General features: G+C 40.5%; 21 protein-coding genes. 5 read left to right on the forward strand and 16 right to left on the reverse strand.

Annotated elements, in window-relative coordinates; all coding sequences use genetic code 11:
- Position 1: 1 nt before the first annotated feature.
- Both A8C56_RS09440 and A8C56_RS09445 read right to left on the reverse strand, forming a co-directional pair.
- Positions 2-1333, reverse strand: a complete 1332-nt coding sequence (locus A8C56_RS09440) for a TIGR00341 family protein (protein ID WP_067754970.1) — start codon at positions 1331-1333, stop codon at positions 2-4.
- 105 nt (positions 1334-1438) lie between these two features.
- Positions 1439-2269, reverse strand: coding sequence for a universal stress protein (locus A8C56_RS09445; protein WP_067754972.1), 831 nt, complete (start codon positions 2267-2269; stop codon positions 1439-1441).
- A gap of 214 nt (positions 2270-2483) precedes the next feature.
- Here A8C56_RS09445 and A8C56_RS09450 point away from each other — a divergent pair, with 214 nt between their 5' ends.
- On the forward strand, positions 2484-3824 hold the full coding sequence (locus tag A8C56_RS09450) for a mechanosensitive ion channel family protein (protein ID WP_067761822.1): 1341 nt from the start codon (positions 2484-2486) through the stop codon (positions 3822-3824).
- A 183-nt stretch (positions 3825-4007) separates the two neighbouring features.
- Positions 4008-5858 (forward strand): chloride channel protein, encoded by a 1851-nt coding sequence (locus A8C56_RS09455; RefSeq protein ID WP_067754975.1) that lies wholly within the window; start codon positions 4008-4010, stop codon positions 5856-5858.
- 109 nt (positions 5859-5967) lie between these two features.
- Here the strand turns inward: A8C56_RS09455 and A8C56_RS09460 are convergent, their stop codons facing one another.
- From A8C56_RS09460 to A8C56_RS09470, 3 genes are all read right to left on the reverse strand, one after another.
- Positions 5968-6807, reverse strand: a complete 840-nt coding sequence (locus tag A8C56_RS09460; RefSeq protein WP_067754978.1) for an AraC family transcriptional regulator — start codon at positions 6805-6807, stop codon at positions 5968-5970.
- Between the two features lie 77 nt (positions 6808-6884).
- Entirely contained in the window at positions 6885-7571 is a 687-nt protein-coding gene (locus A8C56_RS09465; RefSeq protein WP_067754981.1) for a peroxiredoxin-like family protein, read from the reverse strand.
- An 8-nt stretch (positions 7572-7579) separates the two neighbouring features.
- The gene (locus tag A8C56_RS09470; RefSeq protein WP_084490136.1) at positions 7580-8881 is read right to left on the reverse strand and encodes a spondin domain-containing protein; all 1302 of its coding nucleotides are present in this window, start codon (positions 8879-8881) and stop codon (positions 7580-7582) included.
- Between the two features lie 280 nt (positions 8882-9161).
- Here A8C56_RS09470 and A8C56_RS09475 point away from each other — a divergent pair, with 280 nt between their 5' ends.
- Positions 9162-9530 (forward strand): DUF305 domain-containing protein, encoded by a 369-nt coding sequence (locus A8C56_RS09475; protein ID WP_218917272.1) that lies wholly within the window; start codon positions 9162-9164, stop codon positions 9528-9530.
- Between the two features lie 20 nt (positions 9531-9550).
- Here the strand turns inward: A8C56_RS09475 and A8C56_RS09480 are convergent, their stop codons facing one another.
- On the reverse strand, positions 9551-10390 hold the full coding sequence (locus A8C56_RS09480; protein WP_067754990.1) for a HEPN domain-containing protein: 840 nt from the start codon (positions 10388-10390) through the stop codon (positions 9551-9553).
- A 2-nt stretch (positions 10391-10392) separates the two neighbouring features.
- Positions 10393-10839: a hypothetical protein gene (locus A8C56_RS09485; RefSeq protein WP_067754993.1), complete on the reverse strand. Its 447-nt coding sequence runs from the start codon at positions 10837-10839 to the stop codon at positions 10393-10395.
- Positions 10840-10986: 147 nt separating this feature from the next.
- On the opposite strand from A8C56_RS09485, the gene A8C56_RS09490 reads away from it, so the two are divergent.
- Entirely contained in the window at positions 10987-11415 is a 429-nt protein-coding gene (locus tag A8C56_RS09490; RefSeq protein WP_067754996.1) for a helix-turn-helix domain-containing protein, read from the forward strand.
- Between the two features lie 36 nt (positions 11416-11451).
- Positions 11452-12711: a Shedu immune nuclease family protein gene (locus A8C56_RS09495; RefSeq protein WP_067754999.1), complete on the forward strand. Its 1260-nt coding sequence runs from the start codon at positions 11452-11454 to the stop codon at positions 12709-12711.
- Here A8C56_RS09495 and A8C56_RS09500 read toward each other — a convergent pair.
- The 9 genes from A8C56_RS09500 to A8C56_RS09540 form a co-directional block, all read right to left on the reverse strand.
- The gene (locus A8C56_RS09500) at positions 12708-13913 is read right to left on the reverse strand and encodes an IS256 family transposase (protein WP_067755002.1); all 1206 of its coding nucleotides are present in this window, start codon (positions 13911-13913) and stop codon (positions 12708-12710) included. The genes A8C56_RS09495 and A8C56_RS09500 overlap by 4 nt on opposite strands.
- A 190-nt stretch (positions 13914-14103) precedes the next feature.
- The gene (locus A8C56_RS09505) at positions 14104-16530 is read right to left on the reverse strand and encodes a hypothetical protein (RefSeq protein WP_067755005.1); all 2427 of its coding nucleotides are present in this window, start codon (positions 16528-16530) and stop codon (positions 14104-14106) included.
- 87 nt (positions 16531-16617) lie between these two features.
- The gene (locus A8C56_RS09510; RefSeq protein WP_067755007.1) at positions 16618-17043 is read right to left on the reverse strand and encodes a hypothetical protein; all 426 of its coding nucleotides are present in this window, start codon (positions 17041-17043) and stop codon (positions 16618-16620) included.
- 127 nt (positions 17044-17170) lie between these two features.
- On the reverse strand, positions 17171-19213 hold the full coding sequence (locus tag A8C56_RS09515; protein WP_067755009.1) for an ATP-binding protein: 2043 nt from the start codon (positions 19211-19213) through the stop codon (positions 17171-17173).
- Positions 19214-19257: 44 nt separating this feature from the next.
- Positions 19258-19911, reverse strand: coding sequence for a DUF4145 domain-containing protein (locus A8C56_RS09520; protein WP_067755012.1), 654 nt, complete (start codon positions 19909-19911; stop codon positions 19258-19260).
- A gap of 46 nt (positions 19912-19957) precedes the next feature.
- Entirely contained in the window at positions 19958-20404 is a 447-nt protein-coding gene (locus tag A8C56_RS09525) for a helix-turn-helix domain-containing protein (protein WP_067755014.1), read from the reverse strand.
- 12 nt (positions 20405-20416) lie between these two features.
- Positions 20417-20749: a type II toxin-antitoxin system HigB family toxin gene (locus A8C56_RS09530; RefSeq protein WP_067755017.1), complete on the reverse strand. Its 333-nt coding sequence runs from the start codon at positions 20747-20749 to the stop codon at positions 20417-20419.
- A gap of 179 nt (positions 20750-20928) precedes the next feature.
- Positions 20929-22038 carry a Fic family protein gene (locus A8C56_RS09535; RefSeq protein ID WP_067755021.1) on the reverse strand — a complete coding sequence of 370 codons (1110 nt, stop codon included), beginning with the start codon at positions 22036-22038 and terminating at the stop codon, positions 20929-20931.
- Between the two features lie 199 nt (positions 22039-22237).
- Positions 22238-23206, reverse strand: coding sequence for a relaxase/mobilization nuclease domain-containing protein (locus A8C56_RS09540; protein WP_245645821.1), 969 nt, complete (start codon positions 23204-23206; stop codon positions 22238-22240).
- Positions 23207-23270 lie beyond the last annotated feature (64 nt).

The following is a 23270-nucleotide window of genomic DNA, read 5'->3' on the forward strand; positions in this document are numbered from 1 at the left end:
CTCATTGCACAATCAATCTTACTGAATCTGTCTGGAGGCGTTCTTTCAGCCATTGTTGCATTTTAAGGCGATCGTCACGGGTGGGGGCCTTTGAAAAGTTGGCCACAAATAAAGTAATGGTATCGGTAGCCAGGGTATCTGTTCGGTAAATAATTGATCGGGACCCGGTATAATACATTAATCCAGGGTATAAAGCTTTCAGCTCGGCCCTGAGATCGGGTAGTTCCCGGGAAGCAGCCGCCGTCTCCTGTAGGGATGAGTTCCGTGCCGAATCTTCTTTAAATACGTCCTCCAGGATGCTTGCTTTTATCTGGCTAAAGTCAATCTGTTGTTTCGCATCCAATCCCTGCCGTACAACCAGTTTGGCATCATTTAGCCGATACTGATTTAACTTTTGTGAGATAGTATCAATAGTAAGTTGAGGCAGTGTTTGTCCAATAAGCAGCAAGTCAATCTCACTGCTGTCAGATCGGTAACGAAAGGTCTTATTGACAACTTGTGTGTTTTTAAACCGGAACTGGTTGTTTACAAACGCTTGGGCATTGGACTCAAATATGCTTTTGTCCACTATTTTGTACGCCAGGTAGATGCTTGGGATTACTGCTGCAGTCACAATAAGCAGGATATAGCGGGACACTTTTTTACCATAGGTTTGATTTTCGAATTGCACTTTCCTGAAATTCAGAAACCGTACAATCAGGTAAGTGCTGAGGCAAATGAATACACTGTTAATGAAATACAGGTAAATCGCGCCCAGAAAATAATAGAAGTTTCCCGAAGCCAGCCCGAAACCTGCAGTACAAAGCGGTGGCATCAATGCCGTAGCGATGGCAACCCCCGGAATTACATTACTTTTCTCTTTCCTGGTGCTGGCTACAATGCCCGCCAGTCCTCCAAAAAAAGCAATAAAAACATCCCATATAGAAGGTGTAGTACGGGCCAGTAGCTCGCTTTGCGCATCATGCAGTGGAGTGATCCAAAAATATAATGCGGAAGTGGCAATACTGATCAACGTGGCTGTCAACAGATTCCGGCTCCCTTTTTTTACAAGATCAATATCGATGACCGCAATGCCCAGGCCTATACCCATAATGGGTCCCATAAGCGGAGAGATCAGCATGGCGCCGATGATTACGGCAGTCGAATTGACATTTAAACCAATTGAAGCGATAAATATAGCAAAGATCAGTGTCCACAAGTTAGGCCCCCTGAACTCAACGCCTTTTTTAATGGACTGGACAACATCCGCTTCATTTGCCTTTTCGAGATGCAGATTAAATAACCGTGCAATTGTTAGTCGAATTCCTCTGAAAAACTTGTTTTGATTACCCATAGCTTAACAAAATAATGATCATCATCTTCTGCTTAAAAATAGGCAACTTTTTTGTTTTAGCGAAGCCTGGATGGGAACTAAAAATCTAAGAAATAGATTTAACGACTATTTTATATCAGATAGATTTGCTGATTCAAAAAGATGCGTTATTGATAAGACTGCCATTGCTGCTTCCTTTAAGATGTATTCCGTATAGTTTTCACCGAATATGTTGTACCACTGTTTTTCAGAAGTAGCGTTAATTACAATCATATCAGCTTGCCTTTCTTTTGCAGCTAAAATAACTCCGGGAGCAATATTTTTTTTCGAGTCAGCATCAAAATCTGAAATTGAAAATTGTATTTGTTGGTTCTGAGCCAGCTCAATAACTTCATTAACCTTATATGAATCCGGTTGCCCAAGGCAAACAATGTGTAGCTCCGAGTTATCTTTTTGGATAAAAGGCCGGGAATGAACGAGTTTTTCTTTAACGCCTTCAACGTCACGAACGGGAAATAAGATTTTGTAAAAATCTGCCTTTTTAAAACTGAGCGGAATGGAAAGCACCGGGCATTCAATTTTCATAATAATTTCATAGGCCATGGATTCTTTGAAATATCGCTTAACACCATTCAGTACGCCGATAATTAAAAGATCTGTTTTGTTTTCAATGCAGTACTTATATATAAATGCAGCCACGTCACCAACACGTGCAAAAACCTTTGATTCGATGTCAAATTCATTTAGGATCCGATCTCGGTACATTTTTAACCGGTCGTAAGCAGCCTGAACAAATTCGGCCTTTTTATTTCTTGATTCTGCCGGAGATACCGCATGTATAATATCCAATTCAGCATTATGTTTTTTTGCTATCTCTGCGGCCTGATACACTGCATTATCTGATTCCTCACTAAAATTTGTTGCAATCGCAATTTTACGGATATGATATTTTATCATTGATTAATTTTAAGCGCTTCAACCGAGCATTACAGGTTTCAAAAATACCATTTTTGAACTAAGATCGCCTCCTATATTACCGATATATCGAATTAGATTGTCTTTTCAGTTTCCCGATTACATATCAGTTGCAAACCTGTGTTTTTATGAAAAAAGCATTTGAGTTTGAATTTTCTCACTCAAAGTTTGTTTGCCCGCTACAAAATGGGTACGTTTGCTTGTTAATATGACTTTTTTAAGCAGTATTAACATCGATGGCAGTACCCTTGTTCCTGACAGTAGTGATGTATATCAATGGACGTATGATATCTGGCAAAAATTAAATATTTCAGATAAAGCGGCCCATATTTTTACCAGTATCAGCTTGCTATTCGCCACTTTATTGATCGTGCTGATTGCAGACTACATCGTTCGCAAGATAGCTAAGGAATTATTACATAAAGTTATTGCACGTACCCGCTGGACCTGGGACGACAGGCTGATGGAGAACAAAGCACTTGATGCGGCCAGCAGGCTGATCCTTGTCATTTTAACCCGGCAATTGCTGCCCTATGTTTTTATAGGGTTTCCCCGGTTCACAGCCGGCCTGGAAAAGTTTCTTGAGATCTTGATCATTATTTGTACGTATCAACTGGTAAGCAGTATCTTAAAAACGATAAGAGACCTGATGGCCGGAACGAAGGCCTTTGCAGACAAGCCGCTGGACAGCTACCTGCAGGTTGTACAAATTTTTTTAATATTTATGTCCGGCACTTTGATCGTATCTTCTCTCACAGGCAGCTCCCCCTGGTCTTTTTTGGTATCTCTGGGTGCTGCTTCGGCTATCCTGATGCTGGTGTTCAAGGACACAATTTTGGGTTTTGTTGCCAGCATCCAGGTTTCGGCAAACGATTCCATTAGAGTCGGAGACTGGATCGAGATGCCTAAATATGGGGTAGATGGGGACGTGATGCAAATTAACCTGAACAATGTGAGGGTGCGCAATTTTGATAAAACAGTCGTTACTATTCCTACTTACACGCTGTTGAGCGACGCCTTTAAAAACTATCGCGGCATGGAGGAAAGTGGGGGAAGAAGGATAAAAAGGGCCATCAATATTAAAATTTCTTCCATTCGCTACCTGGCCTCTGAAGAGATTGAAGCGCTCAAAAAGATCCAGCTCTTAAAAGAATATATTGATAAACGGGAAACAGAAATCCGGGCATATAACCAAAAATACCAGGTTGACAGCACCGTTCCAGTTAATGGCCGCAGAATGACTAATGTGGGCCTTTTCCGGTCTTATATCCTTTCTTATGCAAAGCATAACCCGGAAATACATAAGAACATGACCTTAATGGTACGACAATTAGCACCTACTGAACATGGGCTTCCTTTGGAGTTGTACATGTTTACCAATGGAACAAACTGGGGCTACTTCGAAGATACAATGGCTGACCTCTTCGATCATTTGCTTGCGGCAATTAAATATTTCCATCTTGAAGTATTCGAATCTCCGGCTTCTGACGATCTCCGTCAGTTGCACATGATCCGGAAAGTATCGGAGGTAAGGTAGCAGGCAGACTACTTCTTCCGGATATCATGCAAAGTAATCCAGTCTGAGGTATAACCATGCCTTTCGCCTAACTTTGCCCCATTTCATCGCAAGTATTCTGGTGTTCTAAAAGACAGGATAACGACAAAAGTTGCTGTTTGTCATTATTTAAGGAGCGCTACCCATACTTTAACAGTAAACTTTGTGGAATTTCATAATAAAAAGAAGTACATCAGTTTCCTAAAATTCAAAAGAGATTTTCAAAAGTATAGCCTGGAGAAAGTGCGCAGTTATGAGCTGGTACTATTTTGGTTAAAAAACCGCCTGAACCGTAACCAGTTTTTGATTCTCTCCGGTATCCTTGTGGGATGTACGGCTGGCCTTGCCGGGGTGCTATTAAAAGCCGTCGTTCACTATATACACCAGTTAATTGTAACCAAAGTGCATTTTGAGTACCAGGTACTTTTTTATATTGTTTTCCCGTTTTTAGGCATTGTGCTGACAACCATAACAGTGCTTACCGTGTTCAAAGGCCAGGACCGCAAAGGGATCGGCGCCGTTTTATATGAAATTGCCCAGAATTCGAGCATTATTTCCAGGGTAAAAATGTACTCTCAAATGGTGCAAAGTGCTATAACCGTAGGGCTGGGTGGTTCCGCCGGCCTTGAAAGTCCTATGGCTGTGACCGGTGCCGCCATTGGCTCTAACTACGCGCAAACCTATAAGCTGGGATACAAAGAACGGACTTTATTGCTGGCAGCTGGTGCTACTGCGGGCATTGCCGCTGCCTTTAACGCACCGATAGCAGGTATCATGTTCGCCTTTGAAATACTGTTGACCGGCGTAGTTTTTTCAGATTTTATTCCCCTGGTAGTTGCAGCCATCTGCGGCAGTTTGCTTTCAAGAGTATTGCTTGAGGATGACGTGCTCTTCCGCTTCTATGCCCGGCAGTCCTTTAATTACCATAACATCCTCTACTATTTAATATTGGGACTGGTAGCAGGATTTTATGCGCGGTATTTTGTGATCATTTCACAATATATCGAGCATTTCATCAAAAAGCTAAGGCTCTCCCGGCTCCGGGTTGCCATGTTGGGTGGTGCAGCGCTATCTCTATTATGCCTGCTGCTACCGCCATTGTTTGGGGAAGGATACACTATAGTGAAAGCTTTTGCAGATGGAAATGCGCAAGGCGTTTTACATAACAGCTTTTTCAGGTATTTTGAAACCGGTAACTGGACACTCATTATTTTTTTAGTATTGATCTGTCTTTTAAAAGCATTTGCCACATCTATTACCATACATAGTGGCGGTAATGGCGGTAATTTTGCGCCCTCTTTGTTTGCAGGTGGCACTCTGGGTTTTTTATTTGCCGTTATCTGTACACAATTGGGCTTTGAGGAGGTACCTGTTTCTAACCTGGTGCTGGCAGGCATGGCCGGTGTAATGAGTGGCGCCCTTTATGCACCACTTACCGCAATTTTCCTTATCGCCGAATCAAGCCTGGGATATGATTTGTTCATTCCGCTGATGATTGTGTCCGTTATTTCTTACCTGATTGCACGATGGTTTTCAGTGTTGCCCCCTGACTTCAAAGCATTGGCAACGCAGGGAAAGATCTTTACCCATGAGCATGACAAAAACCTGTTGTCGCTGCTTCATACGGCAGATCTGATTGACAAACAATCCCAGATAATAAGCCCACACAACACAATTACCGATTTACAGGAGGCTATAAAAAATGGGAATAAGAATATTTTTGCTGTCCTGGATGATGTGGGTCATTTGACGGGCGTCCTGACCCTGGATGATATCCGGCCCATCCTGTTTAACAAAGACCTGGAAGGTATTCATTCGGTACAACAATTAATGAAGGCACCAGTAGCCATTATTCATCCCTGGCAACTATTACCGGAAATTATTAAAATTTTTGATGACACGAATGCCTGGCAGTTGCCGGTGACGGATGAAAACAACCGGTTTATTGGATTTATTTCCAAATCGGTCATCCTTTCCAGCTATCGGCAGTTATTAAAGGAATATTCGGTTGGATAGATTTTTATTTTTAACAAGTAGCTAAATTGCTACCGCGGTACCTCCGGATATCGAATGACCGGGGATCGGACCAAGCCGTTATATTAAATGGTATTTTATCTCTATGCCGTCAAAGATTCCTGAAGGTTGAAATATTGCTACCCGAATATAACTTAAAAAAACGGCTGAAATGTGCCGGGCTTTCAAAGCCCAGTTCATAAGCAATTTCCTTCGCAGACTTTTCTGTATAATGCAGGTTCCTTTTGGCCTCCAGCAGAATACGGTTTCGGATCAGGACCGATGGTGGCGGATGCTTTAACAGCGCAAATACGTTACTAAGCGTTTTAGGGGATTTATTGAGAGCGGCTGCATAAAACCGGACCTCGTGTTCCAGCTTAAAATGGATCTCCAGCAATAGCGAGAATTTTCGAATTAAATCCATTCGTTCATCTGGAAACTGCCGGTAACTTTCACACTGTAACTTTGCCATTCGGGTAGTCTTTATGATCACTCTTTTCAGCAGCGTACGCAACATCTCTCCCTGGAAGTTGTCCTTTAATTGCAATTCGCTGGAAAATACCTTTTCCAGGTGGGTCATTTCTTCGGCAGCCTGTTTATCTAATTTAATGAACATGGGATGCCGGATGCCATAAAAAAGAAATCCCACGCAACCCACTTCTGCATCATGGTCCACAATACAATAAAATTCCCGGTTAAACTGCCAGGCGGTCAAAGCTTCCGGGCGTTGAAATACGAAATGCTGATTGGAAACCAGTGGTAAAATACTCAGCGGAGGCATGTTGTAGGCGATCTCATCTATCACAACCTGCTGGGCTGCTCCGCTATTGTAAACAAAGGTATTGATGGGATTGCTTCCCACGGTACGAAGCCCTTTACCACAAAATAATTTGTTATTGCGGTGCATTACAAATAGCGCTGATGTCGCCTTTTCATCATATTCCCTGATCATAACCTGCCTTATATTTGCCTGTTAAAGGTCTTTACAAAATTCAATATTTCACGATTTCTCTTTCGTTTTTTAAAACGTTAAAGATTCTTCCGGATACTCGCTGCTGCGGCTTTCAATAAATCCGGGCTTAAACGCTGTTTAAAATTCGGGTTTATATACTCAAAATGAATGGTGCCCGTTCTGTCCAGTATGAACACCGACGGTACCGGAAGCAGCAGGTCTGCATCTTTTCCTCCTGTTGTTTTAGGAAGCATTTCCCAGTATCCTTTCGGCGCTTTATAAGCGATTCCAACCTGTTTGGATAATGTGAGGTCTGCATCTGACAGCAATAGGTAACTTAGCTTTTCCTTTTGGGCTGACTGCATAAGGCCCTCCGGGGTGTCGGTACTGATGGCAATCAATTGATAGCCCAGCTTTTCCAGTTCAGGCAGCACTTCCTGTAAACCGGATAGCTGTCTGGAACAATAGGGGCACCAACCCCCGCGGTAAAATACCAGGATGGTCGGCTTCCTGGAAATAGCTTTGCTCAAATCAACCATTTGACCGGATGCACTTGGTAGTACCGCCATAGGAATCTTTTCTCCGTAGAGCAAGGGGCTGATATCTTCCGGTCTCTGCGGAATTACACTCGGCATTGCTTCCATTTTCATTTTACCATTCATGCCGGGTGATTTTATCTCTTTATGCTGCTGGGCATGAACGCCACCTATTGAACAAGCCACCGACAGGAAAGCGGCAATAACAATCTTTATTAAAGTACTCATTTTTTATCTTATTTGAGCGTCACTTTTATAATCTCCGGTATTGCCGGCAATGTAGTAAAGGCGTTGGGATTAGGCACCGCTTCAATAGCTTTGCTCTCTTCCAAAGGAGTTCCTGCCAGATTAAACTGTGTAATACCCGCACCGGGAAACTGGTTCACGGCAGTGCCATCATCGAACAGTCCTATCGAGGAGGATATATCTCCTTTGCTGGTTGCGTCCACACCGTTATCTTTAGATGCAAAGAACCAGTCGTTGGAAAGCCCGTACATAGTCGCAATAGCAAGGCGATCTCCTTTTGCAACCATTAATTCCTGCGAAACACTACTTCCTGCCTGTCCGCCAATTTTAGGTAACAGAACGGTGGAACCTTCCGCAGCCAGCACATATACATCCCTTACACCTTGTACGGTTTTAAGGTAGGCCGCTAACCCGCTGGCATTTCCTTTTTGTGCCAGTTCTTTCAGTCCTTTGCCACGGTCTTTCTCTCCTGTTTTATAGATCGGGTTATCAATACCACTGTAAACGACAACAAGCACTGGCGAAAGTGGGGTAAAGGTACCCGTTTGCCCGGCGATGTAATTGCCAAGTACACTGTTATCACCCATTTCGGCAATATTGGTCAATCCATTGGCGCTGAGTTTACCGGCTTCATAGATCGGATTGGGGTTCAGCAGGTTGCCACCAGCGATATAAGATATAGCCCATACGCCCGGGCTGAAAGGTGTTGGATTAGACGTACTGCCCGAGGCATTAGCAATCGTTAGTGTAAACATAGAATTACCGTCATAGTGTAACGTGGCATTCATCAACTTTGAAGCCGCCGCATATGTGTTACCCTGCGCATCTGTTCCGTTTACTTCCATGATATTTTTAGGTGTTGTTTCTGCAGTGCCGGGATGCGATACGGACGCACCAGGAACCTGATTGATACGGGTCCCATTATCCCACAGACTAATCTGTGATGATACATCACCCTCGATCGGTGTTCCAGTATCCTCATAAAGTTTAATGCCAGGACCCGCAGGTGCAAAAAACAGGTCATTCGACCAGCCATACATTGTAGCAAAACTGATGGCCTGACCTTTGGCTGCTGAAAACTTCAAAGAAATCGACTCACCAGGCATAATAACGGGTGACGCCCCGTCGTTTTTAAAAATTCCCGATTCCACCAGCAACTTTGAGGCCAGCACATTCTCAACTGTAATAGTGGTTGTAGATGTTGACGGGATATTATTGTCATTTTTGTCACAGGCAACTATCATTAGAGGAAGTGCCACCAAAGACAACCAGGCAAAGTGTTTACATTTCATAATAAAATATTTTTTGTTGGTGCTACAAAGCTAACATCGGGAATTATCGGCATTGTTACCGATAGTTCCCGGTGTGTTGGCAAAACTTCCCGATCTAATAAAAAATAGAAGTACAGACCTTTATGATTTTTATGGACTGATTATTGAGGTTATTAAAACATAGATAGCACTTTATTGATCAATCATAAAACGTTTAGCTATGAAACATATGAGTTACAGAAAATTTGGTATCATGATGATTATCTCATTTTTCGTCATGTATTTAGCCATGTTTGTAAATATGGATCAGGCGGAACACTACCATACCAGTCTTACCAGGATCTATATGGCGCTGATCATGGTAGCACCAATGGCCATTATTATGATCGGGATGATGGGTAGTATGTACCCCAATAGGAGAACAAACCGCGCCATCATTGTGACAGCAATTGTTGTTTTTATTGCGGCATTGACTGCTTTACGTAGCCAAACGCCTATCAGTGATGTGCAATACATGAGGGCGATGATCCCTCACCATTCTTCTGCCATCATGACCAGTAAACATGCAAATATTAAAGATCCGGAAGTAAAACAGTTGTCAGAACAAATCATCCAATCCCAGGAAAGGGAGATCCACCAGATGGAGCAAATGCTTCAACGAATGAAATGACAGTAATTTTGTAGTACTGCCTAGATATTCATAGCTTTCATTTTCAGGATGGTAATCATCAATTTTTTGTAAACAATTTCCAGCAGCGGGTATACAACCTCAAAGACCGCATCATACCTTGCCGAGCAATAGGACTTTTGAAGCAGCCGGAATGCTTCCTGTTCCTTTTGTGTTGTGCCACGGAATTCCTCTGCAATACCGGGAGCTATAAAGCTGAGGTAATGATTAAGGTGATTAATATTGTGAATATGCAGCTCCAGACCGGTTTGGGATTTTATAAAGGCCGTTAATAACAATTCTGTAGCCAGGTGATACATAAAAAGAGCCAGCCGGTACTGTTTCCTTACGGTAAAAAGTTCTGCCCCGGCAATGTATTCGTTAAAAAGTTTGAAACACTTTTCAAATGCCTTTTTATCGGTTTCCGGAATAGTTTCCATCACAGCTTCCTTTTTCCATTCTTTCAGTTCGGGGTTAGTATTACAAATAAATGGGGCGTTTGATAAAACGGTTAAAGCAAAAGAATCCTTTTCATTAAACCAGCGTGCAAAAGTGCTTGTTTGCATTACAATACAACTTACCTCAGTGGACGAGTTGCATTTTTGTTCAATTTCGTCCTGGTACATTTTAAGCCGCTTATCATCGCCGGTAATCAATATCAGCAGCCAAAAAGCCGATGTGCGTGTGCCAGTAGCGCATTCCGGCATAAATATGTTCTGAGCTGTATTTACTTTTTTGCCTAAAACAAAGATGGTGTCTGCCTGCACAATTTTAGTAATGATAGCCACCATCTTTGTGGCAATGGCTTTATCCTCTTCAGTCAGATAAAGCACTTTATGGTTAGCAACGGTTGGTTCGTTCATGGTTAGCTATTTTTAATATGCCGGGGTTTACGAAACCATTTTTTAAACCACCAGGTTTGGTGTTTATCCCGCCATTTGGCATACCGGTCTACCATTTTGCCATTACTTTCCCGTGGAAACAGTAGACCAACGGCATCCATTTCCTTAAAAATTTGCCGGATGTCGGCTTCCGAATAATATTCTTGTCCGTAGCCGTGTGCAATAAAGTAATTGATGAGGTGTTCTTTGGCAGGATCACGACCCTCACGTTTCCAACTGCCGCAGGACAGGTCATCCATAAAATCAGTTAGGGCCTCCTGCGGCGTTACCTCCATCAGGCGGCAGAGCAGCAGGAATTGATACGGTAGAATGAAATTGAAATCAGCAAAACGCTCATAGGCCCCGGTTTGCCACTTTAGTTCCGGCTTTGGCTTGCGCTGTTTTTGTTTGGGAGTGGGTTTCTTTTTCATAGTTTTTGCATTTGTGCCCTAAATCTCCACCTGCTGCGGCCGCTATCCTAACTGAAAAGGCGATAATTTATTGGAAAAATGAGGTATTTTAGCAGGACGATTTATTTATCTTTGAAAAACGCTATAAAGGCATAAAAATCAAATCTTATGGAGAAAACAATACATCAGGGCAGAAATGTGAAGCGATTCCGGGAAATGCTGGGTATAAAGCAGGAAGCGTTGGCTGCTGATTTGGGTGATGACTGGAACCAGCGTAAAATATCGCTGCTGGAACAAAAAGAGGTAATAGAAGAACCTTTATTACTGCAAATTGCCGATGTATTAAAAGTGCCCGTGGAGGCGATTAAGAATTTTGATGAAGAACAAGCCGTGAATATTATTGCCAATACATTTCATGATAGTGCAGTAGCTAACACTTTTACCGAAAATTCACAAGCTAATTTTCATTGCACTTTTAATCCCATAGATAAATGGGCCGAAGAAATTGCCGAAAATCGGAAATTGTACGAGCGCTTATTGCAGGCGGAGAAGGAGAAGATGGAGTTGTTAAAGAAACTGCTGGAAAAGGTGAAGTAGTGTTGCTTCTTTTTCAAATATTTACATTATTTCACAGTGATTAACTTCTTAGAACGCGATAATAGACTTCTATTTTTCTATCAGCCTGAAGACAAGGAATATAACTGGATTAGCGAACGTTTAAAGGCAGACGGAAATGTGCATGTAAAACGCACATTTTTTTTTACTGAAGAAGATGTCATTAAAGAAGATATTGATGAGGAATTTGTAGATGATTCTCTTTCGGATATTGAACCGGAAGGAATATACCTCTGGTTTGGTGATTTAGAAAATGATTATTACAAAGTAAAGCGCGGCATTCTTACAAGTGCTTTTGATATTTACCTGCATAAAGACATAGAACTCAAACTGGGCTATTTTGTGGCAGATGCAAATGCTTCAATTTTTAATGCGATTAGTAAGATATCTAAGTTGGATTTTTATTTGGGAGGCCCCCATCAAACTGCTGTTCCAATTGAAGATTTTGAAAAACTGACCAGATACTTCCCTACATCTTACGAACGAAAAAGGTATGTCGAAGCCCGCATAGCAACTGTATTGAGAAATTATCTGGACAACGTAAAAGATGCCGAACAAGTCTACGAGCGGTATATGAATAAAAAGTTGTCCAAGGAAGGCTCAAACTTGTCTAAAATATTTAAAGATACTGAGCTATACAAATATCAGACAATCTATAGGAAGCTGGAAAGCATGCTTATGGAAGAAACTCAGTACAACGAACGGCAATGGCAACAGGAAATATTGCAGATCATTCTATTGATTTATCCTAAATACATTTACGTTTTCAAAGAAGTCAAAATAAAAGCCGGAATTGCCGGGGATGTGAGAGAACGATTTCTTGATCTTCTGTTAGTGGACTGTAACGGTAACGTGGATATTATCGAAATAAAACGACCGTTTGAAAAAGCTATAATGACTAATGACCATTATAGAAACAATTTTATCCCGTTACGAGAGCTGTCGGGTGCTGTTATGCAAGTTGAAAAATACGTATACTACCTTAACCGATGGAGCGAGGCTGGTGAAGAATATTTGAATAACACATATAAAAATGAATTACCAAATGGGTTCGATATTAAAATAACCAATCCCGGTGGTATAATTATTATGGGCCGGGAGAATAACCTCACATCTGAACAAAAGCGGGATTTTGAAGTGGTCAAGCGCAAATACAAAAATGTCGTCGATATAATCACCTATGACAATCTATTGGAAAGACTCAAATTCACTATCGATCAGATTAAAAAAGGAGAGTATAAAATAAATTGTGTAAATAGATTAAGCAACTGCATTTAGAGGCGGCATCTGTTGTCAAAGATAGTTAAGAACTGCTGGAGTATGAACCCCCAATTTTGGATGGGCATACTCCATTTTTTTTCGATATTAGTAATAGCCATGTAAACAGCTTTTAAGGCGGCCTGATCATCGGGGAACTGTACTTTTGTTTTTGTATATTTTCGGATGCCCCGGTTCAGGTTTTCGATGGTATTGGTGGTGTAAATGATTTTGCGGATTTCCAGCGGAAAATCAAAATAGCTGGTAAGACAGTCCCAGTTGTTGCGCCAGGCCTCGATGGCGTGGCGGTACTTATGCCCCCATTTTTCGGATAATTTTTCTAAAGCAGCTTCTGCCGCATCCCGATTTACAGCCCCATAAACGTCCTTTAAATCAGCGCAGAAGGGCTTTCTGTCTTTCCATACCACATACTTGCAGGAGTTGCGGATCTGGTGTACCACACAGAGCTGGGTTACCGTATCAGGGAATACCCCTTTGATGGCATCTGTAAAACCTTTGAGATTATCAGTGCAGGCGATCAGGATATCTTCCACGCCCCGGGCTTTTAAATCGGTTAGTACGCTCATCCAGAAAGAAGCTGATTCTGTTTCAGCCATCCACATGCCTAAAACTTCTTTCAGTCCATCGTTTTTCAAACCAATAACCAGGTAAATGCACTTGTTGATATACTTGCCATTCTGCTTTACTTTCAGTACAATACCGTCCATCCAGACCGTATAATACACTGCTTCCAGTGGCCGTTGCTGCCATTCTTTGATGTGCTCTATGATACGATTGGTGACATTAGAAATGGTGCCTTCACTCACATCCACACCATATACCTGCTTTACTTGTTCAACGATATCGGAAGTTGTCATTCCCCGGCTATACATGCCGATAATGGACTCTTCAAGCTTATCGCTCATGCGCTGCCCTTTAGGTATCAACTGCGGCTCAAACTCGCTGTTACGGTCTCTGGGAATGTTGAGCACCATATCGCCCAGCGACTGGGTTTTTACCTTTTTGGGGTAGGTGCCGTTACGGCTATTGCCGGTATTGTTGCCATCTTTGGCATGCTTCTCATAACCGAGGTGGCTATCAAGTTCGGCTTGTAACATCTGCTCTACGCCCTGTTTGTAGAGCTCGCTAAAAAATGATTGGAAATCTTCTTTGCTTGTAAATTGCTTTAAGAAATCTTTGGGTAATTTGTTGTCCTGTTCCATAAAACTGTATTTAAAGTTAAAAAATCCGGGCTAAATCGCCGGCCGCAACCCGGCAGGTTCGCTTCGTTCGGCTCCGCTACGCTCCGCCTCACTTCGCTTCACCTGCCCGGGGGTTAACTCTCGAATACAGTTACTTAATATTTATTTACACAAAGAACTAAACACTACCTAAAAAACTATAAGACCCATTTCAAGTAAATTTAGGCCCCTTTTCTAAATTTTCAGGTTCCTGATTCGCACCAGGTTTTAACATGGCAAGGTGTCTATTATCAAACAATTCTGGAGCTAGTCTACAACCAAGTATGCTATATGGATAATGATTTTTATCCACATTCATCCCGATTACTACTACGCCTTTTGCATCATTTGCCTTTTTATCATCAAGAATATCGTAAATAATATCGTCACGGTCTTTACGTAAATGATTATGATACCCGTAACCAGCAATAACAAATTGCCTATCCTCTTCAGCGGTTTCGAGCAAAATCCAGTTATGCGGGTGTTCTGCAATTCCTTTTAGCATTTTATTCTTCATTTCGTTGATAAATATTTCGAATTGCTTTTGAATATCGATAGATGCATTAAGCAAAATGTATGATACCTCAAGCCAGGGTTGAGGTTTTTTCTCTTCCAGCCGGTATAATATATCCTTCCACCACTGGGTTTTCAATAACTGGGGTTTAACTACGGGTTCCTTATTCGCGGCACCAATAATGTAATTATCGAGCTCTTTCGCCTTCAAATCCATTTTAAAGAAGTCGTATTTTTTCATATCGCTACCTAAGTTAAAGCCATCATCGAGGTACCATGCCAAAAGATCCAATTCGTCGCCAATATATTCAACACTAGCTTCCATCTCGCGTCTACGCTGCAAATAATGAATTTTCTCTGCTGCCAACGGCAACAAATCAAACACCACCTGAAGATCCGTCAGGCTTATGGACGGAGCCAGTTTTTCAATAGGCTTATCTGTTACCCCGGCTCTAATTAACTGTTTAAGATTGCTGCTTAGCATACCCAGATGGGATAAAGTTACTCCAAGAGGTATAAAATACTTAAGTGAAGAAGCATTGAACTTGTTATTAGGGCCTTTTTTGACTTTCAATGATAACTCGGCTGGGTTATCCTTCAAAAATTCTATAAATCGCAATGCCTGTTCTGAGGGCTCTTCAATGAGTTCCTGTAAGGTCTTAAATAAACGTTCTGGCGCACCTCGTTTTGCCGGCGCACTTACTAATCCGGCCTTAGCTTCCACTACAAGCGCAAACTTATCTACAATTACCAGTAGATCGTTTTCATACTCTTTCCCATCATCCCCCTTCCATTTACTTCCCCGAAATATTTGTGCCATTGGGAAAGATTCTTTAAAAAGAAGAGCCACCTGTTCTTCAAGGTAAAAAGCTCTGCTGTCATTGTGTTTTTTTCTTAATTGCTCATCTCCGGCACAGAAATTTTCTAGTAAACTAATACTTAAATGAGTCATAATAGTCCATAAAGAGCTAAAGACACTATTGCTATCAATTAAAATAAATGGCTTTTCATGAACGGGGTTGTTAAGTAAAAAATATTCCTCATTATGATCTGCCAATTGGCCAAATTGTAGGCTGATTTCTCCGAAAATATACTTTAACTTTTCCGACGCTATTAAGCCATTTGAATAATCCTCCAGTGTTTTAAAATCAAATGTGAAAATCTCATCAAGATAAATATCCGAATGCATTAAAAACATTCCTTTAAGCTGTTGTAGCTTTTTACCAAATTTTTTCCAAATTTCCTCACGCTGTTCTGGAGTTGTTTTGCCAACTGGAAACTGACATTCATAGGCCTCCATCATTTTTATATAATTCTTCTGGTTTATAACTTCAGCAGTTTTTCGCATATGGACATTTATCCGTTCTTCAACCACGTCAGCCATTTTATATATCAATTTTAGAAAAACAACTGGATCAAAGCCGTGATGATCGATAAAGGAATCTCGAATTGCATGAGCTAAGTCCAATGTAACAGATTCCATTTTATGTTTATAGGACCAATTTCTGACAGCAGTGGTATTAATCATCATTTCCATTCGCAACAAATGGAATGGAATTTCATCAGGGTTTTCAACATTCTCAAAAAAGGCATAGTATTTATATTTATTGAGCTCACAAGCAGTTTTAATGTCACTTTTGAACTTTTCTACCTCACTCGAAAATGGTTGCTGGTAATACGTCCTGGGGAGCGTTAGAGAAAATGCCTGAAGAAGTTCTTGATAATAGGGTGGAAAGTCTAAAGTACCGGTAACCGCTTCCTCATCGTATCCTGAAAATGACGTCATAAAATAATACATAGAGAAAGAGAGTAACTGCAACTGATCATAATTTTTGAACCAGTTTTGAATGGCTTTAAATTTCGCAGGAAACTCTACTGTAGCCTTGCGCCCAATTTCTTTAATAACTGCCAATCGGTCTTCAAACGTCGTTTCAGTAGCTCCTTCGTTAAACGAAGCTTCAAAATATTTCATTTTGATCGGATCGGGAGCTACGCCAGGGGCTATGTTTTTTGCCGAAGTTTGGTTGTGGGAAGATTTGGTTTTAGTTGAAATACGTTTTTTCTTCCTTGTTCTACTTCTTGGCATAGATTTTTTTTATTTAAGGACTTCGAATGAATACGGCTTAATTTTGTAATTACGCAAACGACATTTTAAAATAGTGGGAACCCAAACTTATTTTTTTTGAGTATTTATGGATGAGTTCTGGAAACGAAGCCAAATAACATTCCCCTTAATATCCGAAAGTCCTAGTTTCTTACGCAAGTCCTTCCTTAAGCTATTAATTAAGGGATCTAGTTCAAAATGCCTGTTTTGAGCTGCATCTTTGGCTAGTTGATGTGCCAACATTATTTGTTCCTCAGATCCGAAAAGCTGTATATCGGTAATAATGGACTCCAGCTGCCTATTTTCTACATTCTCGCGATGTGAGATTTCCTCAGCTAATACGCGGTAAGCTTTTATCAGATGATCAAGGGATATATCTCTGCGTTTAGCGATCCGATCTCTTCTATTAGTAAAATAATGTGCTGCTGCCCAGCCTCCAATAACTAAAAACGTCCCTATTGAGAACTTGATAATATCTGCCGCTGCGGATTCCATATTGTTATTGATTTTATGAGGAGTAAGCTTTAAAATCTATTTTCTAAGTACTAAAAATCTTTGTCGTAATTGCAGTTTGATATTTCTTTCTACGAAATGAAGGGGAGTATGATATTTATCATCAGCATTATTTTACAAATCGTAATTGAGCAGATGTTTTCTCTGTAATTAATTCAGAATATTCAGTCTCAAATTTCTCATTTACGGTCTTGTCCTTTATTTTTAGCTGATTTGACAAGTAGCCTAGTTTTCGTTTGTTCTGCTCAATCAGCTCTGCCCACTCCATTACATAAACTTCAATATTTTTTTCACTCTTTTTATCATATAAAAATGGCTGATCAGGAGAATTGGATCTTCTCGATTTGACTTTAGATTTGGCAAATTTTGTCAGCTTAGAAGATATTAGCAGTAGCTTATATTTGACCTTATTGGCAGGCAAACCAGAATGCTGTTCAATAGTAAAGGCATATCTGTCAATTTGATTAAGTTCCTTTTCACTTATTGCGCATTTGGGAGCTTTCAATTCCACAATCATAATTTCTCTCTCATCAGCGTCGTTTACCTTTTCATTCATAAAAAACAAATCAGTAATATCGTCAGGTGTTCCTTCATCGTTTATCAAGTTTTCGTCTTCTTCAGTAGGCTCATAGTTGAAATGCTTATCTCTTAGTTCCTTCAAAATATTACCTATTTTTTTATCAGACCAAAGGTGTGGTGTCCCGTTATAGTTTTCGCCAAATACCCACAACTCATTTTCAACTATTTTATGTAGTTGGCTGCGTTCCTTCAAGCATTTAGAAATCTCCCCATAAGTAAGTTCATGAAGAAAATAAAGAAACTCCAATTTGTTTGCAACGAGATTTGCAAAATGAACAACATCTTCAATGTCCGTCTTATCCAAAAGTGTTCTGAATTTTTGAACATTGTCATCCGACATTTTTAGGATTTTCCGAAAAATATATTCTATGTCTCCGTTTAATATCGATCTATCTAAAAGCGGGTAAAGAAAAGTTCGGATAGAATCATTTTTCCGAATTAAAGCATGTTCCTCTTCGATTAAGTACGCAGCCTTTTTAAATATGATTTCCTGAGCTTTAGAGGCCGGAGCCTCTTCTTTGTATGGGTAATACTTGTCTTTCTCTAGTTCGATTAGGAATTTCTCAAACTTTTTGTTTCGAGATTTAAAAAAATCGTTAATGGTATTTTTGATATTTTCTTTTACACCCTTAACTTCTTCTTCACCCAAAGATTCAATATCTAAATTTCTAAATAAATCACTATTGAAAAAGTCGGATTCGATATAGACAAACCAGGTACCCAAATCAGGGGTATACCAGTCGGAAGAGTAAGTATATTCATGAGCTACACTTTTAATTCCGGCATTGTCTATCTGAAAAAACACTTTTACTTTATTTAATGAAGATTTTATATTGTAGAAGTAAAGTTTTATCTCATGACTTCTGCCTTTTTTGTCGGTGTGAGGTATAACTTTTTTTATAGGCAAATCAATTAAAAACTCATCCCGTTTTACTGCTTCTCCGTTTACATGAAACTTTACTTTGCTATGGAAAATTTCATAAGGATAATTTTCAAAAATTGATTGTCGAATATTTTGAAGCAAGAAATTTTGGGTTATTAAATTTCGTCTTGCCGGTTTGGGTTTAATATTATGATGAAGATTTTGTATGGTTACTTTGTAATAAGTATTGGCTGGCTGTTCTAAATATTCGTAGTCCACTTTAAATTCAGTTTGCTCCAACTGAGCATCTCTAAAGTCTGTGGTGTCTATACCGAAAGTGGTTTTTGAAAATTGTTTTTTCTTTTCATCATAAGCAATCGTTTCAATATGCATTAATTCCCCAATCTGAAAAGAACTAAATCTGCCAATTCCTTGTCCACTTTGTTTTGCTGTTGTCCCAATCTCCAATATTTTATTGTCAAAATCTGAATAAGAAACTCCATGTCCATCATCGGATACTATTATTTGCTTAATGCCAGATTTAGTAAACACATCATCTGTATAATCTATTTCTATATATACATTTTTTGCATTGGCTTGAAGTGAATTATTGATGAGCTCTTTCAGAGCCGCGAAAGTATCGCTATAGTTAGTAAGGAGATCCTTTATTACTCTGGAATTGGTCGTTATTTTCTTGGTTACTGTTGTCATTGTAAAATACAAAAAATGATTGTGAATCTGAAAGTAGTATACATTTATTTTACCTGCATTTTTCGATCAATGGATTTTTTCAATGCTTCAATTTTTGATGGAGCAACGTAAACATATTCCAGCATTGCAATTAAGAAGTCTTTCATAGCTCTAACCTCTTCGATATCTATTTGATAACTCACATCATGTGCTCCTATGTTGCCTAATGTTCTCAGCGCATCCGCCATTTTTGCCAAGTTGGCCGGGATGATATTTTTTGTTGCTAAATCGGTTATCTGCTCCTTTAGATTTCTACCAGCGGCCTTCTGATCCTTACATAATAATTCCAGCGACTTTCTAATTAATAGAGAAAAGGCTGTAAACGATACCTTCTCAACTTTTAAAGCTTCATTATATGTTTGTTGTATCTGTATAGGAATATGATCGGTCAATGTTCTTATTACTGGATAGCACAGTGTTGCTTCAGTAATATATCCTGGATGTTCATCAAATTCGGTGTCATAGAAAAGAGAAATACCGCCACAGGTTTTATATCTTGTTAAATAATAAGAGCATTCAATCTCAATTGTTTCAAATGGATTGACAGTATTATATCCTGTTGATGTTGACTCCGCTTCACAAAGCAAAAAATGACCCGCTTTATTACCGCAGTGAGAACAAGCCAATATCAATTCAGCAGTTACTTTTACTTTCTTCATTTTGGGTTTGGTTTGTATCGGCACTATTTATATCTCAAAAGAGTTGCTATGCAACTTCCAATTCTTTCTTAGTGTTCATTACACTTGCATTTCTTAAATGTGCATTTTCCGGCACCGTTAATTTATAGGGACGGTTAAACGCCTCCTGTGAAATTTTAAAATGGATGGCCAGCTTACGGATCACTTCTTTTGAAAGCCCTTTCTTATAGTTCAAAATATCCGAAATATATCCTTTGCTTATATTTAAAACGGGCACCAGGTCTTTGGCCTTAAGATCATGTTCTTTCATAAGAGATTGCAAAAGTTGTATAGGGTCTAACTCTTCAAAAGTATTATGCACCTCATCCCATTTTTCAATAAGCAGGGTAAGCAATGCAATTTCATCTTTTGTATCCCTATCTTTATTGCCGGAAAACAACAATTGCTCCAATGCGTTACAATAATCCCGGTACTGGGCTTTACTAGTAATTACCTTATATTTTAATGCTGCCATAATTTCTTTTCTTTAATAATCGCTTCTTGTGTATTGTTCATCATTTGCACATAACTTATCATACTGTGCATGTGTACCAATCCAGCAAATGAATAAATGCATTTGTTTATCTCCAAACGCATATTTGCCAATCATCCTGTATTTATTACCACCAATATCAAATACCACTCTGTTGCTGCCATTGCCCAGCAAATCAGCACTGGGAAATGTGGCTGAAATATCCGCCGGATTGTCCCAATCTCCATACTTTACTTTTATAAGCCATTCTGCAAATGAGGCCCTGCTTTGGGCATTGTGTCTTACAAAATCTTCTATGGTTTCTTTTCTTATCAGGTGGACTTTCATAGCAAAATTACGTTTTTTTATTCAAAAGTTCACATTTAGAGAACTTTTAAATACCGCAAGCTAACCAATTGAAAACAATAGCACTGCTAAAATACTTAGTTTTTTAAAAACGGATAGTGCAAGTTATACACAGGCCGTTAAAACTTTTGATTCCACCACTTGAACAAAAAACGATTCTTTTAAAACAAAGCATCATTTAACAGGTAGCTGGTGCTTCTGCCACCTGCCGGCTCTTTCACCAACAGTTGCCGGTTTATCAGGTCCTGGATATCCCGTATAGCTGTGTCTTGGGAGGTTTTGGCAATCTTTGCCCATTTGGAGGAGGTGAGCTTACCAGTAAACCCATCCAGCAATTTATTTAGCATCAGCTTTTGCCGGTCATTTAAAGTGTGCGTGGCCGGCTGTTTCCAAAAGGCAGCCTTCTTCATTACCCCGGCTAACGTAGTGCCTGCGGCCTCTATGGATCGTTCCAGGCAGCCCAGGAACCAATGGATCCATGGGGTTATATCCATCCGGCCTTTTTGGGTTGCCTCCAGTATATCATAATAGGCTTTACGTTCAGCCCGGATTTGGGTAGACATGCTGTAAAATCGCTGCCGCGTTTCATCTGCACGGGCCAGCTGCATATCCGTTATGGCCCGGGCTATACGGCCATTACCATCGTCAAACGGGTGTATCGTCACAAACCACAAATGGGCAATAGCTGCCCTTAATACCGGGTCTGTTTTATCCGGAGCATTAAACCAATCCAGGAATGCTCTCATTTCAGCCGGAACCTGGTCTGCATCCGGTGCCTGGAAATGCACCGTCTCCCGCCCCATAGGGCCGGATACAACCTGCATGGGATCATCAGGCAGGTTATCCCGCCATTGGCCGGTTACGATCCGGTGCATACCACTGCGCCCTGCCGGGAACAAAGAGGCCTGCCAGCCAAAAAGCCGGTCTTCAGTAAGTAACTCCTGATATTGCTGGGTAGCATCCAGCATCATTTCCACAACGCCCTCCACGTTACGATCGGCAGGAATTAAACCGGCAATATCCATCCCCAAACGTCGGGCTACAGAAGAGCGCACCTGTTCGGCATCTAATACTTCACCCTCTATTTCACTGGATTTGAGCACATCTAATGTAAGGGTTTGCAAGGTAGCTTCCTCCCGCAGGGTAAACCCCAGGTTTTCCATTCGTCCCAGTAGCCGGCCCTGTTGATGGCGTACGCCTGCCAGCACGGAAGCTATTTCTCCCGTGTTCCATTGAAAATGAGGCCATTGGGTCAATTGATAGATATACATTCTACGCATTTTGTGCAACGAATATATCAAATATTTTCCGCATTAGCAATTTTTATACGCAAAAAACGCGAAGAATAGTGCTGTTATTCTTCGCACACACTCTCAGTATAATATGAATCTTCATCAATGGCTCGTTGCTTTCTGTATTTTCCTGGCTTCAGATTGAAGCCCCTTGGGCTTGTTTTATAATGCAATAGGCCTATAGCCGGTAGCCTCTTTTTTTCTTTTTTCTAATGTTCCGGTAGTATTCCCGCTCTATTTGTGATGTAGCATAGTCCTCTGGTGATGGATACTGTACTTTATATAAATCGGCTACCAGATCGGCGGCATTTTCTGCCGCTTGTTTTACTGATTGTATAAATGCGCTAATAAAATCGCTTTCCCGCGGATTTCTCTTGTATGGTGCAAAAGGCACGGTAAGTCGCCAGATATTTGAGCGCCCGTTTTCCGGGCTTTCTTTCCTTCCTTCTGGCCGGCCCTGAGTGATGTATTGAGTTTGGTTTTTCTGCAATATTTTCTCAATGGTGTTTAAAGAAAGCCCCATATCGCTGCCTTTTATTTTAACGCCCTCTTTATCAATAAAAGAAATACCCCGGCCTTTAATAATTTCAAAACCTTGCTCCCTTACTTTCTGCTGAAAGCTTTCCATAGTTTTTGATGAACGCAATATTTGGCGTAAACGGACTTTAATATGATCCCTTCGCTGGTCATTCCTGGGTAGTAATTGCTGGTCTTTTGGTAAAAAACGCCGGGGGCTTAATACCGGCTGTAGCTGAAACTTCTTTTCCATTTTCCGGCAGAACTCCGTCATGCGCTTATAGCTATTGCTGTCCGACACATTGGTTTTGCCGCTATAACCAATCCGGTTGGCCACAATATGAATATGCTGGTGCTGGGTGTCCTTATGTTCTACTGCTATAAATTGGTTGTCAGCAAAACCAAATTCCTTTGCACAATCCTGGGCAATCTGGATGAGTTGTGACCTTGACAAATGCTCTCCGGGTGCCATACTCAAGACTAAATGGAAAACTGGTTTGGATTGCTTTGGGTTCAATTTCCGCACTTCGCGGAACTGCTGCGCCAGTTCTTTCCTGTTGCCAAAACATTTATTGAAGAGTAAAATCTCTGCCCGGTTTTCTATAATGGTCTGATCTGGATCTTCCTTCATTTTTTTGTCTTCAAGGCAATAGCCGATACACCCACTAAAACCTTTTCCAGTAATAACCTTACCG

Source organism: Niabella ginsenosidivorans, assembly GCF_001654455.1.
Taxonomy (GTDB): domain Bacteria; phylum Bacteroidota; class Bacteroidia; order Chitinophagales; family Chitinophagaceae; genus Niabella; species Niabella ginsenosidivorans.